At 63.2% G+C, this 13,267-nt stretch carries 15 protein-coding genes; 9 read left to right on the forward strand and 6 right to left on the reverse strand.

Translation table 11 applies throughout. The features are described from left to right. Positions 1-324 precede the first annotated feature (324 nt). The 7 genes from ABLE86_RS13210 (at position 325) to ABLE86_RS13240 (ending at position 5,398) form a co-directional block, all read left to right on the forward strand. On the forward strand, positions 325-1,059 hold the full coding sequence (locus tag ABLE86_RS13210; protein ID WP_348779422.1) for a rhomboid family intramembrane serine protease: 735 nt from the start codon (positions 325-327) through the stop codon (positions 1,057-1,059). Between the two features lie 106 nt (positions 1,060-1,165). Further along, positions 1,166-1,597 (forward strand): CBS domain-containing protein, encoded by a 432-nt coding sequence (locus ABLE86_RS13215; RefSeq protein WP_348779423.1) that lies wholly within the window; start codon positions 1,166-1,168, stop codon positions 1,595-1,597. A 236-nt stretch (positions 1,598-1,833) separates the two neighbouring features. Further along, positions 1,834-3,336: an Asp-tRNA(Asn)/Glu-tRNA(Gln) amidotransferase subunit GatB gene (gatB, locus tag ABLE86_RS13220; RefSeq protein WP_348779424.1), complete on the forward strand. Its 1,503-nt coding sequence runs from the start codon at positions 1,834-1,836 to the stop codon at positions 3,334-3,336. Between the two features lie 2 nt (positions 3,337-3,338). Then, positions 3,339-3,830, forward strand: coding sequence for a GNAT family N-acetyltransferase (locus ABLE86_RS13225; RefSeq protein ID WP_348779425.1), 492 nt, complete (start codon positions 3,339-3,341; stop codon positions 3,828-3,830). Between the two features lie 23 nt (positions 3,831-3,853). Beyond that, a complete protein-coding gene (locus tag ABLE86_RS13230) occupies positions 3,854-4,324 on the forward strand; it encodes a GNAT family N-acetyltransferase (RefSeq protein ID WP_348779426.1) in 471 nt (156 codons plus the stop codon). A gap of 113 nt (positions 4,325-4,437) precedes the next feature. After that, positions 4,438-4,836, forward strand: coding sequence for an NADH:ubiquinone oxidoreductase subunit NDUFA12 (locus ABLE86_RS13235; protein ID WP_348779427.1), 399 nt, complete (start codon positions 4,438-4,440; stop codon positions 4,834-4,836). 118 nt (positions 4,837-4,954) lie between these two features. Beyond that, a complete protein-coding gene (locus tag ABLE86_RS13240) occupies positions 4,955-5,398 on the forward strand; it encodes a DUF2155 domain-containing protein (RefSeq protein WP_348779428.1) in 444 nt (147 codons plus the stop codon). 71 nt (positions 5,399-5,469) lie between these two features. Here ABLE86_RS13240 and aat read toward each other — a convergent pair whose 3' ends face one another. The 6 genes from aat to ABLE86_RS13270 all read right to left on the reverse strand — a co-directional run bounded on the left by aat (position 5,470) and on the right by ABLE86_RS13270 (position 11,006). Further along, on the reverse strand, positions 5,470-6,087 hold the full coding sequence (gene aat, locus ABLE86_RS13245; RefSeq protein ID WP_348779429.1) for a leucyl/phenylalanyl-tRNA--protein transferase: 618 nt from the start codon (positions 6,085-6,087) through the stop codon (positions 5,470-5,472). 115 nt (positions 6,088-6,202) lie between these two features. Beyond that, entirely contained in the window at positions 6,203-7,546 is a 1,344-nt protein-coding gene (accC, locus tag ABLE86_RS13250) for an acetyl-CoA carboxylase biotin carboxylase subunit (RefSeq protein WP_348779430.1), read from the reverse strand. Between the two features lie 7 nt (positions 7,547-7,553). Beyond that, positions 7,554-8,030 (reverse strand): acetyl-CoA carboxylase biotin carboxyl carrier protein, encoded by a 477-nt coding sequence (gene accB / locus ABLE86_RS13255; protein WP_348779431.1) that lies wholly within the window; start codon positions 8,028-8,030, stop codon positions 7,554-7,556. 29 nt (positions 8,031-8,059) lie between these two features. Next, on the reverse strand, positions 8,060-8,491 hold the full coding sequence (gene aroQ, locus ABLE86_RS13260; protein WP_348779432.1) for a type II 3-dehydroquinate dehydratase: 432 nt from the start codon (positions 8,489-8,491) through the stop codon (positions 8,060-8,062). 144 nt (positions 8,492-8,635) lie between these two features. Beyond that, the gene (locus tag ABLE86_RS13265; RefSeq protein WP_348779433.1) at positions 8,636-9,451 is read right to left on the reverse strand and encodes a DsbA family protein; all 816 of its coding nucleotides are present in this window, start codon (positions 9,449-9,451) and stop codon (positions 8,636-8,638) included. A gap of 157 nt (positions 9,452-9,608) precedes the next feature. After that, positions 9,609-11,006 carry a M48 family metalloprotease gene (locus tag ABLE86_RS13270; protein ID WP_348779434.1) on the reverse strand — a complete coding sequence of 466 codons (1,398 nt, stop codon included), beginning with the start codon at positions 11,004-11,006 and terminating at the stop codon, positions 9,609-9,611. Positions 11,007-11,145: 139 nt separating this feature from the next. Here ABLE86_RS13270 and ABLE86_RS13275 point away from each other — a divergent pair, with 139 nt between their 5' ends. Together ABLE86_RS13275 and ABLE86_RS13280 are read left to right on the forward strand one after the other, a co-directional pair. Further along, positions 11,146-12,294, forward strand: a complete 1,149-nt coding sequence (locus ABLE86_RS13275) for an aminotransferase class I/II-fold pyridoxal phosphate-dependent enzyme (protein ID WP_348779435.1) — start codon at positions 11,146-11,148, stop codon at positions 12,292-12,294. Between the two features lie 17 nt (positions 12,295-12,311). Next, positions 12,312-13,241 (forward strand): glutaminase, encoded by a 930-nt coding sequence (locus ABLE86_RS13280; RefSeq protein WP_348779436.1) that lies wholly within the window; start codon positions 12,312-12,314, stop codon positions 13,239-13,241. Positions 13,242-13,267 lie beyond the last annotated feature (26 nt).

A 13,267-nucleotide genomic window follows, 5' to 3' on the forward strand; every position in this document is an offset into this window, starting at 1 on the left:
CGTCTTGTGTCCCATCGGCGAACAGAAAGGCGTTGTTCGAGGAACTACATGCTTGGCGAGGCAGGTTGCGTGCCAGACCTGTTATCGGTTTGTTAACCGTTCCGGGCCGTTAAGGTTAACAAATGGTTGATGTTGCCCGGCAATCCATGCTGTGGCACGCTGAAGTCATCGGTAGCCAAGGCTGCCGCAGCACTTCAGTCAAAAGATTTGGGGCGAGCAGGGGGGCTCGACCAGCCGTCCAGAGGAAAACTTTGGACGGCTTTTCTTTATGATTCGCCTGTGCTGCGTTAAAGGCGACGTATGACACGACGCTCGGAAGCCGGAATGCAGGCCAACAATCCCCAGGATCCCCCCCACACAAACCGCCCCACGCCGGGCGGCCGCGAGCCCGTCTTCAATCTGCCGAGCATTGTCTTGCTGGCCGTCGCGCTCTGCGTGGGGGTCCACCTCTTGCGGCTCTATGTGCTTACGCCGCAGCAAGATCTGGCGCTGCTGGTGCGTGCCGCCTTCATACCGATCCGCTATTCAGCGCCGGACGGAATCGACATCTACGCCTTCACCAGCCCGTTCACCTATGCCTTCCTGCATGGCAGTTTCGCCCACCTCATCGTCAACATGATCTGGCTGGCTGCATTCGGCTCGCCCTTGGCCAACCGGCTGGGCCCTGCGCGTTTTGCCCTGTTCTGGGCGGTTTGCGGTCTGGCCGCGGTGGCGCTTCACTACAGCGTGCACCAGCTCGATCCTTCGCCGGTGATCGGGGCCTCCGGTGCGATTGCCGGCATGATGGGAGCGGCTGCCCGATTCGGGTTCGTCATCGATCGGTCGTCGGGCAAAGCCGCCTTTTCCGGCAACCCGCTGCCGGTGAAGATGGTGTTCCGCTCGCGCACCGTCATGACCTTCCTGATCGTCTGGATGGTCATCAATTTCGTCACCGGCGTTGTAAGCTTCGTGCCCGGGGTGTCGGACCGGATCGCCTGGGAGGCCCATGTCGGCGGCTTTGTCGTGGGCTTCTTCGGCATCCAGTTCTTTGATCGCAGGCGCCGAGCCGCAGAACGGTAGAACTGCCCTCCCGTTGCCGGCGTCTCGTTCGGCCTTGAAATGAGGGGCACGTGGGCGCACCATAAGGCCCTTGGCCATTTCGGGCTGCAAGTCAGAGGAGGCCGCCATGACGGTGAAGGCGATTCTCGAGGCGAAGGGGCACGAAGTTTTTACGCTCGGCCCCAACGAGCGGTTGGCGGAAGCAATCAGGCGGCTTGCGGAGCACAGGGTCGGCGCCCTGGTGATCACCAACAACGATCGCAAGGTCGTCGGCATCCTGTCGGAACGCGATGTCGTTCGTGTACTGGCCAGGGAAGGGGCGGCGGCGCTGGAACAGCCGGTGCGCGCGGTGATGACGCCCAAGGTCAATATCTGCAACGAAAACCACACCGTCCACGAGATCATGGAGATCATGACCAAGGGGCGGTTCCGCCACCTGCCGGTGGAAAAGGACGGCCGGCTGGACGGCATCGTTTCGATCGGCGACGTGGTCAAGCGGCGGATCGAGGACGTCGAGCGCGAGGCCGAGGAGATGAAAACCTACATCGCCACGGCCTGATGCGAGGGTGCCGACCGGTGTCCGAGGCGCCGCCCGGCGCGAGCTGTTGTGGTGCGCGGGTGGGTTTTCCAGCCTCTCAGAGATGCCTATATGCGCGGCTTCCGAAGCTGCAGATCGTCCAGTTTTTGCGGAAAGCTTGCAACAGCCGGCCGATTGATCTAGCGAAAGTCAGCTTTCTGTTGATCCGCGAGCATCGGCTGATCCGCGGATTAGGTCCCAAACGTTTCCGGAACGCCATGACAATCATTGACACCCGCACGCCAGAACCGAAACGCCTGATCCCCGGCGCCACCGGCGATTGGGAGGTCATCATTGGTTTGGAGGTGCACGCGCAGGTAACGTCAAACGCCAAGCTGTTCTCCGGCGCTTCGACCTCCTTCGGCGCGGCTCCCAATGCCAATGTCAGCCTCGTCGACGCGGCCATGCCCGGCATGCTGCCGGTCATCAACGAGGAGTGCGTCAAGCAGGCAATCCGCACCGGCCTCGGCCTCAAGGCCCAGATCAATCTCAAGTCCGTGTTCGACCGTAAGAACTATTTCTACCCGGACTTGCCGCAGGGCTATCAGATCTCGCAGTTCAAGCAGCCGATCGTCGGCGAGGGCACGGTCATCGTTTCCGTCGGCCCCGACAAGAAGGGCGAGTTCGAGGATATCGAAGTCGGCATCGAGCGCTTGCACCTGGAGCAGGACGCCGGCAAGTCCATGCACGACCAGCACCCGACCATGTCCTATGTCGATCTCAACCGCTCCGGCGTGGCGCTGATGGAGATCGTGTCGAAGCCCGACATGCGCTCGTCCGACGAGGCCAAGGCCTATCTCACCAAGCTCCGCACGATCCTGCGCTATCTCGGCACCTGCGACGGCAACATGGACGAGGGCTCCATGCGCGCCGACGTCAACGTCTCTGTGAGGCGCCCGGGCGAGCCTTTCGGCACGCGCTGCGAGATCAAGAACGTTAACTCCATCCGCTTCGTCGGCCAGGCCATCGAATATGAGGCGCGGCGCCAGATCGCGATACTCGAGGATGGCGGCTCGATCGAACAGGAAACCCGCCTGTTCGACCCCAACAAGGGCGAGACGCGCTCCATGCGCTCGAAGGAAGAGGCGCACGACTACCGCTACTTCCCCGATCCGGACCTGCTGCCGCTCGAGTTCACCCAGGCCTATGTCGACGCCCTGGCGAAGGACCTGCCGGAACTGCCGGACGACAAGAAGCAGCGCCTGGTCGATGCGCTCGGCCTCTCGGCCTACGACGCTTCGATCCTGGTCTCGGAAAAGGCCATTGCCGACTATTTCGAGAAGGTAGCGGCCGGCCGCGACGGCAAGGCTGCCGCCAACTGGGTCATCAACGATCTGCTGGGCGCCTTGAACAAGGCCGGCAAGTCCATCGAAGACGCTCCGGTTTCGCCCGATCAGCTCGGTGCAATCATCGACCTGATCAAGGAAGGCACCATCTCCGGCAAGATCGCCAAGGACCTGTTTGAGATCGTCTGGAACGAGGGCGGAAATCCGCGCGAGCTGGTCGAGAGCCGCGGCATGAAGCAGGTCACCGACACCGGCGCCATCGAGAAGGCTGTCGACGAGGTGATCGCAGCCAACCCGGACAAGGCCGAGCAGGCCCGCGCCAAGCCCAGCATGGCCGGCTGGTTCGTCGGCCAGGTCATGAAGGCCACCGGCGGCAAGGCCAATCCGCAGGCGGTCAACGACCTGGTCAAGGCCAAGCTCGAGATCGTCGAGTAGCGATGTTCGTCCGTTCTGCGAGCGAACGCGACCTGCCAGCCATTCGCGAGCTTCTGGTCGAGACGAGGCAGGCGACCTACGATGCGATCTACGGCGAGCACCAGATTGCCGAACTGACCGACGATTGGCACTCGATCGCGTCGCTGAAGGCGCGGTTGAGCCGGCCGAACTCCGAGTTCGTGGTCGTCGACGACGGCGAGCGGCTTGGCGGCATGGCATTTGCCACCGCCACCGGCGACCAGACGGTCGTGGTGCTTCACCAGCTCTACGTGCACCCGGCGTGCCATGGGCGCGGCCTTGGCCGCCTCCTGCTCGAGGAAATCGAAGGCTGCTTTCCCGACGCATCCCGGATACGCGTCGAGGTCGAAGCGGCCAACGCGCCCGCACTGGCTTTCTACGAGGCGAACGGGTTTGTCCGCACTGGAACCGCCGAGATGTCGGGCCCGGGCGACTTTGACGTGCCGGCTGTGGTTCTCGAAAAGTTGCTTGCCTGAACGAGAGCGTTGAGGAGCCTGCAATGTCCGACCTGTCGAATCCGCTGACGATCCGGCCCGCGCGCCGCGAAGACGTCTCGGCAATGGTGGCGATGTTCGCCGCCGATGCGCTCGGCGGCCATGGCGACACCACCGACACCGAAATGTTGCCCCTCTATCAAAGGGCGTTCGACAGGATCGCTGCGAGCCCGAATGACGAGCTTTATGTCGCCGAACTGGACGGCGAGGTTGTGGGCACGTTCCAGACGACGCTGATCGTGAGCATGCCCGGGCGCGGCGCGGCCACCTTGCGAATCGAAGCGGTGCAGACGCGGCAGGACATGCGTGGGCGGGGCATAGGCGCCAGCATGATCAAGTATGCGATAGCGCGGGGCGCGGCCGCCGGCGTGCGCACGGTTTACCTCACCTCGAACCTCAAGCGCACCGATGCCCACCGCTTTTACGCGCGGCTGGGCTTCGAACAGAGCCATGCCGGCTTCAAGCTGAAGCTTTAGCCGTCCGACTTCCCGGTCAAACGCGGTGATAGCCGCGTTAACCCTTGCCATTAGGCCCCGCGGGAGCCATAAGGCATCCAGTTGATCGACGCGCTTCGGCCGCGAGGAATCCGATGAAGAAGTTCTTGCTGCAGTTTTTTACCTGGTGGAATGGGCAGACGCTCGGAACCCGTTTCCACACCTGGCGTAACGGCACCGAAGTGGGCCGCGACGAGTGGGGCAACATCTATTACGAGGGCGGCACCGATTCGGAAGGCCGTACTCGCCGCTGGGTCATCTACAAGGACATCGCCGAGGCTTCCAAGATCCCGGCCGGCTGGCATGGCTGGATGCATCATCGCGTCGACACGCCTCCCTCGAAGGAAAATTACCAGCCGCGCCCGTGGCAGAAGCCGCACCAGTCCAACCTGACCGGCACGGCAGCCGCCTACCGGCCGAAGGGCTCGGTTCTGGGCACCGGCCATCGCCCCGTGGTTACCGGCGACTACGACGCCTGGACGCCCGGCGCGTGAGCGTCGCGCCGGCAAAGAATGTTTTCTCGCCACATTTTGCGGCTAACCACTTGATGATTGATGGGGCGACATGCTTGACCGCCCTTCGGTGGTCAGGCGCAATTTCCGGTATTTTCAGATGACGGTTTTCGGTCGGATTTCGCTGGGCAAACGGGTGGCAACCGTCTGGGCGGCATCGGCCGTGGCCATTGCCGCGCTGATCTCGCCGGCGGCTGCAGAGCGCACCAGCAGCCCGGTGGCCGAATTTGCCGGCATCGACAAGATCACCGGCCGCATCATCACATTCGACGTCTATATCGATGAGACCGTGCAGTTCGGCGCGCTGCAGGTCACTCCGCGCGTGTGCTATGCGCGCGCGGACGGCGAGGAGCCCCGCACCGATTCCTTCGTCGAGGTCGACGAGATCACGCTGGACCGGAAAATCCGTCGCATTTTCACAGGCTGGATGTTTGCCGAAAGCCCGGGCCTCAACGCGGTCGAGCACGCGATCTATGACGTGTGGCTGAAGGGCTGCAAGGCGAAGTCCGACGTGCCGGCCCCGGAAGCTTCGAAGAGCAACTGACGCGGGTCGCACGTTCCAAGCGTGCACGCCGCCCAGCCGCCCCAGGAGGCCCACAGAACACTACGGCGCGCTCAGGGATAGAAGGTGGCCTCGCCACGCAACGCCGCTTCCAGAAGCTTCTCATAGGTCCCGCGCGGCACGTCTATAGCGCCGAAGCGCTTTAGGTGCTCGGTGGTGAACTGCGTGTCCAGCAGAGCAAAGCCCCGCTCGTTAAGCCTCTCGACCAGCCGCACCAGGCACGCCTTCGATGAGTCCGTCACCTTCGAGAACATGCTTTCGCCGAAGAAGACGCGGCCCAGGCTGACGCCGTAAAGCCCGCCCACCAGTTCGCCATCGCGCCAGGCCTCCACCGAATGGCAATGGCCGCGCTCGAAGAGGGCGATATAGGCCTCCCGGATAGGCGCATTGATCCAGGTGGTCTCGCGTTCGGCGCGCTCTTCCGCGCAGCCGTCGATCACGCCGGCAAAATCCGTATCGATACGGATATCGAACCGGTTCTGGCGTATCGTCTTGCGCAGGCTTTTCGGCACATGGAAAGTGTCGAGGGGAATGATGCCCCGCATCTCGGGGCGCACCCAGAACACTTCCGGGTCGGTGGCGCTTTCTGCCATGGGGAATACGCCAGACGCATAGGCCTTCAGCAACAGATCGGGCGGTATGCGATAGCCGGGCGCGTAGGGACGGGTCATGGCCGTACCTCCAAACCGACAACGCCCGCCCTGCGGGCGCTGTCTTGTTGTACGGGCCCATCGGTCCTGTTCATGTTCCGTATCCGAAACATTTTCGGTTCAGGCCGATTATACGCTATTCCGTGGCCGCGAGGTGTTTTTCCAGCCAGTGAATGTCGTAGTCGCCGTTGGCGATGTCGATATTGCCGACCAGGTCGCGGAACAGCGGCAGCGTGGTGTTGATGCCGTCCACCACGAACTCGTCCAGCGCGCGGCGCAGGCGCATCATGCATTCCACGCGGTTGCGGCCGTGTACGATCAGCTTGCCGATCAGGCTGTCGTAGTAGGGCGGGATGCGGTAGCCGGAGTAGACGCCGGAATCGACGCGCACGCCAAGGCCGCCCGGGGTGTGGAAGTGCGTGATCGTGCCGGGCGACGGCGCGAAGGTGCGCGGGTCTTCGGCGTTGATGCGGCACTCGATGGCATGGCCCTGGAAGCGGATGTCCTCCTGCCTCACCGACAGCCCGCCGCCGGAAGCGACGCGAATCTGCTCGTGTACCAGGTCAATGCCCGTGATCGCCTCGGTCACCGGGTGCTCCACTTGAAGGCGCGTGTTCATCTCGATGAAGTAGAACTCGCCGTTCTCGTAGAGGAACTCGACGGTGCCCGCGCCCGAATAGCCGAGGTCGGCCACGGCATTCGCGCAGATCGCGCCGATGCGCGCGCGCTCCTCTTCGTTCAGAGCAGGGGAGTTCGCCTCTTCCCAGACCTTCTGGTGGCGGCGCTGCAGCGAGCAGTCGCGCTCGCCCAGGTGGATGCCCTTGCCGGCGCCGTCGCCAAATACCTGGATTTCGATGTGGCGCGGCTTTTCGAGGTATTTCTCGATGTAGACGGCATCGTCGCCGAAGGCCGCACCAGCTTCGGAACGGGCCGTATGCAGGGCAGCAACCAGATCGTCCTCGCTGCGCGCCACCTTCATGCCGCGGCCGCCGCCGCCGGCCGAAGCCTTGATGATGACCGGATAGCCGATCTCGGCGGCAACGCGCTTGGCTTCGTTCTCGTCCGTGATCGCGCCTTCAGAGCCCGGCACAACCGGAATGCCGAGGCGCTTGGCTGTGCGCTTGGCTTCGATCTTGTCGCCCATGGTGCGGATGTGGTCGCCCGAGGGGCCGATGAAGGTGATATTGTGGGCTGCCAGTATGTCGGAGAACTTGGCATTCTCCGCCAGGAAGCCGTAGCCCGGATGCACGGCGTCGGCGCCAGTTATCTCGCAGGCCGCCACGATCTGGTGGATGTTGAGGTAGCTGTCGCGCGAGGGCGGCGGGCCGATGCAGACGGCCTCGTCGGCAAGGCGCACGTGCATCGCGTCGGAATCGGCAGTCGAATGCACGACCACGGTCTTTATGCCCAGTTCCTTGGCTGCGCGCAGGATCCGGAGGGCGATTTCGCCTCGGTTGGCGATAAGTATTTTCTGGAACATCCTGGACCTATTCGATGACCACCAGCGGCATACCGTATTCCACCGGCTGGCCATCCTCCACCATGATCGCCTTCACGGTGCCTGAGCGCGGCGAGGGGATCTGGTTCATCGTCTTCATCGCTTCGATGATCAGCAGCGTCTGGCCTTCCTTCACCGTCTGGCCGATCTCGATGAACGCCGCGGCGCCCGGAGCCGGTGCCAGGTAGGCAGTGCCGACCATGGGCGAGGGCACGGCGTTCTTGGACAGGTCGGCAGCCGGGGCAGGTGCGGCAGCCGGGCCTGCAATCTGCGGTGCAGCGGCCGGGGCAGGCAGCGCAGCAACGGGAGCCGGGGCAGCAATGGCATGCACCGCCGGCGCGTGGCGCGACACACGCAGCTTCAGGTCGCCGAGCTCAACCTCGATCTCGGTCAGATTGGTGTCGTTCAGGATGCCCGCAAGGTCGCGGATCAGTTGCTGGTCAACACCGGTCTTTTTTATCGACATATTTGAGCCTTTTCTTCTTGTCCGGCCGCTCAGATGCGAGCAGCGAGCGCCTGCAGCGCCAGTGTGTAGCCAAGTGGGCCGAAGCCGCAGATCATCCCGACCGCGACTGGCGCGACCATGGAGACGTGGCGGAACGGCTCACGCGCATGGATGTTTGAAAGATGCACTTCCGCCACCGGCAGCGAAACCGCGCGGATGGCGTCGTGAATGGCGATGGATGTGTGGGTATAGGCGCCGGCATTGATGACGATGCCCGCAGCCTTGTCGCCGGCTTCCTGGATCCAGTCGACCAGGTCGCCCTCATGGTTGGACTGGCGGAACTCGATGGCGAGCCCCAGCGCCGCTCCTGCCTTGCGGCAGTCGTCCTCTATGCCGGACAGGGTCGTTCCGCCATAGATCCCGGGTTCGCGCTTGCCCAGCGCGTTGAGATTTGGGCCGTTCAAAACGTAGACCGTTTTCAATGTAAGGACCTTTCTCCGCGCCAGTCGCCAACCGGCACGCCGCAATCTCTATAATTGTCTTAAACGTCTGCGAAAAGAGCGCAGCGGCTTTCTTGTCCACAAGCGCGCTCTTTTCCCGGCCGCAATACTCTGCAAGAGCTCAAATCAGCAGCCCGCGTCAAGGCAGGCTTTGGCCTCGTTGATCTTTTCGGACAGCGCGTCCTTGCCCAGCGCGCCGAACACCACCTCGTTGCCGACCACATAGGACGGCGTTCCGCTGATCGAAAGCTTGTTGGCAAGATCGTAGGTGTTGGCAAACGCCTCCATGATCGCCGGGTTCTTCATCTCTTCGCGCAGCTTTGCTTCGTCTACGCCCAGCGCCGTCGCGACCTTGATGGCTGCGGCTTCGTCTGCGCGCCCCTTGCCGCCAAGGAGCTGGTTGTGGAACTCGCCGTATTTTTCAGGCGCCAGCGTGCGGAACGCCATTGAAACCACATGCGCCTTTTGCGAATCGGCGCCGAGGATCGGGAATTCCTTCAGCACGAAGCGAAGTTCCGGGTCGGCGGCGGTCAGGGCCAGCATGTCCTGCTGGGCGCGCTTGCAGTAGCCGCAATTATAGTCATAGAACTCGACGATGGTGACTTTGCCGTTGGGATTTCCGACGACGCCGTCATAGGCCGAGTTGAATATCTCCGACTTGGCGTCCTTGATCACCGCCTGATGGGCGACGCGCTGCTTTTCCTGCTGCTTTTCTTCCAGCGCCTGCTGGACGTCGTACATGATTTCGGGGTTCTCGAGCAGATATTCCCGCACGATGGTCTCGACGTCCTTGCGGGTGAGCTGGCCTGCTGCGTTGTCCTTGCTTATCTGCGCTACCGTGACCGGATCGACTGCCGGCGAGCGCCCCGCCACGAAGCCAGCGGCAAGCACCGCAAGAGCCATTGCGGCGCCGCCCGCACCCAACAGAATTGCCTTGTTCATCCTAAAACCTGTCCTTGCCTGAATTCAGCTGTTGCCGGGTGATGTGGGCGCGCAATTTTCGCCGAGTCAGCACTCCATAGCAGGAGTTTGGTCTCCAAGAGGCAAAATCCAGCCTCTGGTGGCAAAAAATGCCGTGATGGAGCCCGTGCGTGCCCGCCTATTTCTTCTTGCCCGGTTGCTTGTAGTTGATGATGTCCTGCGCGCGTACCCAGCCCGGCGAGCCGGGCTTGAACTTTTGCTGCGCGCGGGCAGCGAAAATCTTCGCTTCCTGGTAGGCCCCGCTGTAGTAGTGTCCCTCGGCCGTTGCCAGTTCGGCTTCGGCGATGTCGCCAAGCTGGCCGTAGGCCTGTGCCAGGTAGCGATAGGCCGTCGCGTTCTCGCGGTCGCGGTCCAGTCCGCTGCGGATTTGCGTAACCGCCTTTTTCAGCGCGTCCGGCTTGCCTATCGCCAGCAGCGCCTGTCCGTAGGACACCGGGAGGACGCCGGACTTGACCGGATCGAGGCGCACTGCCGTGGCATAGGCTTCAGCCGCCTGCGCCGGCTGGTTTGCTTTCATCAGCACATCGCCGCGCAATTCGTGGAAATAGGGGTTCTTGGGCTGCTGCTTGACCAGCCCGTCGACCTTGGCCAGAGCCGAGCGGGGATTGCCGTGGAGGTGCGTGACCATGGCGTCCGCATATAGTGCGGCCAGCCCGCGTGGATTGTTGCGGAAGAGGCGCGAAGCTCCTGCCTGTCCGTCGGTGTAGACCGCGATCTTGGCGCGCATCATGTCGTGGCGCAGCTGCAACTCGGGCGAGTCCTTGCGCTCGTAGTTAGGGCTGCTGGCGGCCAGCTGCTGCAGATTGGAAATGCGGTCCTGAGGGGTCGGGTGGCTGATCTGGTAAGGGTCCACCCGCGCGCCGGACAGAGACAGCGCGCTCTGGAACCGCTTGAACGTGGTCAGCATGCCCTTGGCCGACTGGCCTGTCGCCTCCAGATAGGTGATCGCGGAACGGTCCGCCGTGGTTTCCTCGGTGCGCTGGTAGCCAAGCAGGCTGCGCCGCGCCATTTCGCCGCCGCCAATGGCGATGCCGCCGCCGGCCTGCGCCAGTTCGTTGCTGTTGGTCGCAGCGCCTGCCACGATCGCGCCGGCGCCCAGAAGCGTGGAGACGATCGCCATGGTCTGCGCCCGCGCCAGCTGGTCGCGAAGCCTTTCCTGGTGGCCGCCGGCGATATGCCCGGCCTCGTGCGCGATGACGCCGATGATCTCGTTGGGCGTTTCAGATTGCAGCAAGGCGCCGGTGTTGATGAACATGCGCCGCCCCAGCACGAAAGCATTGAAGCTGCGGTCATTGACGAGGATGATATCCACGCCGGACTTGAGGCCGGCCGCCTTGAGGATCGGCCTTGCATAGTCGCGCACCAGCGCCTCGATCTCAGCGTCGCGCACGATGGCAAGTCCGCTCTGTGCGAATGCGCTTGCGGAAGCCGACAGCGTCAGCGCAGCAGCCAGCGAAGCCGCGGCAAAAGGCCGGGCGACTTTTGAAACGAGCGCGGAGAAAAATGGTGTCTGCATAGTGAAAACCACTGGTAGACGAGCAAAGGCAAGATGAAAAGCTCGGTAACAAAACTTGGTGAACTTGTGATGCCGACATCATTCGGGCATTTGTGCGGCATCATGTGCGGGGGAGTGGCAAGAGTGACAAGGACAAGAGATGGTGGTTGCGCTTTCGAAACGCGGTGATGTCGAGCCGTTCCATGCGATGGACGTGCTGGCCGAGGCAAATCGGCTGAAGGCGCTCGGCGTACCGGTTATCTCGATGGCTGTCGGCCAGCCCTCCGACCCGGCCCCCGCAGCCGTTCGCGCTGCCGCGGCGCGCGCACTACGCGACGGGCGCATCGGCTATACCGACGCCCTCGGCGTGGCCGCATTGCGCGAAGCGATCGCTTCCCATTATGCCGAGCATTATGGCGTCGAGGTATCGCCGGGCCGCATCGCCGTCACCACCGGCTCCTCAGCGGCGTTCAACCTGGCTTTCCTGGCGATGTTCGATCCGGGCGATCGCGTGGCGGTCGTTGCTCCGGGCTATCCGGCCTACCGCAACATCATGGCCGCGCTGGGCCTCGACGTGGTCGAGATCGAGATGGAAGGCGCTGCCTATCTCACGGCCGATCACCTCGAAGCCGCGCACAGGCGCGCGCCGCTGAAGGGAGTGCTCTTTGCCAGCCCAGCCAATCCCACCGGCGCCATTATCCCCGAAAAGGAGCTGGCGGAGCTGGTCGCAACGGCGGATAATCTCGGCATTTCAGTGATTTCCGACGAGATCTACCACCGACTGTCCTATGCCGGGCCGGACGTCACCGCTCTTTCCCTTGGCAAGGACGTGACCGTCATCAACTCCTTCTCGAAATACTACTGCATGACGGGCTGGCGCATCGGCTGGATGGTGCTGCCGGAAAAGCTGGTGCGGCCCATCGAACGCATCCAGCAAAGCCTCTACATCTCCGCGCCTGAGCTGTCGCAGGTGGCGGCGGTGGAGGCTTTCAATGCGACCGAGGAGCTTGAGGTGGTGAAGGCACGCTATGCCTGGAACCGCGAGCTCCTGATGCAGCGGCTACCCGAACTCGGGTTTGCGCTTGCCGCGCCCATGGACGGCGCCTTCTATGCCTTCTGCGATGTCTCGCGACTGACCAACGACAGCATGGAGTTTGCCCGGCGCATGCTGGCCGAAGCCCATGTGGCGGCGACGCCGGGGCGCGACTTCGACATGCATTCCGGCCACCGCTTCATGCGTCTGTCCTATGCCGGCAGCCATGAAGACATGGTCGAGGCTGTCGCCCGCATCGAACGCTGGCTGAAATAGAAAGCAAGGGGGAGGCTGTGGCGGACCTGGAGGAAGTGCTGCCGGCGCTTGCCGCCGAAATGGCGGAACGGACCGACCGGGGCGATGTCGCAAACTACATCCCGCAGCTTGGCAAGATAGACCCGCAGCGATTCGGCATTGCCGTGGCGTTGACCGACGGGCGCGTCGTCGCTGCGGGCGATGCCGACGAGACGTTCTCGATCCAGAGCATCTCCAAGATGTTCACGCTGACGCTGGCGCTGGGCAAGGTGGGGGATGCGCTTTGGCGGCGTGTCGGGCGCGAGCCATCCGGCAACCCGTTCAATTCTATCGTCCAGCTCGAGAACGAGCAGGGCATTCCGCGCAATCCATTCATCAATGCCGGCGCAATCGTGGTCACCGACGTGCTCTTGGCCGGCCACCAGCCGCGCGAGGCGATCGGCGAGATTCTGCGCTTTGCTCAGTTCCTGGCCGACGACGACACGATCATCGTCGACCGCGAAGTCGCTGCCTCCGAGCAGGCCACCGGCTTTCGCAACGTGGCGCTGGCCAACTACATGAAAGCCTTCGGCAATCTGCAGCACGCGCCCGAACTGGCGCTGGGCGTCTATTATCACCATTGCGCCATCGCCATGAGTTGCCGGCAACTGGCCATGTCTGGGCGCTTCCTTGCCCATGGCGGCCGCAATCCCGCCACGGGCCATTCTGTCGTCTCGGCCGAGCGCGCCCGGCGCATCCTGGCGCTGATGCTGACCTGCGGCCACTATGACGGCTCGGGCGATTTCGCCTTCCGCGTCGGTATTCCGGCCAAAAGCGGCGTCGGCGGTGGCATATTGGGCATCGTGCCCGGCGTTGCGTCCATCGCGGTGTGGTCGCCTGGCCTCAACGAAAACGGCAATTCGCGGCTGGGTTCCATCGCGCTTGAAAAGCTCGCCAGGGCCATGAACTGGTCCGTCTTCGCCCCCTGAGCCGTCATTTCCAGTCACAAAGAAAA

This window comes from Mesorhizobium sp. KR2-14, from assembly GCF_040049255.1.
Lineage (GTDB): Bacteria > Pseudomonadota > Alphaproteobacteria > Rhizobiales > Rhizobiaceae > Pseudaminobacter.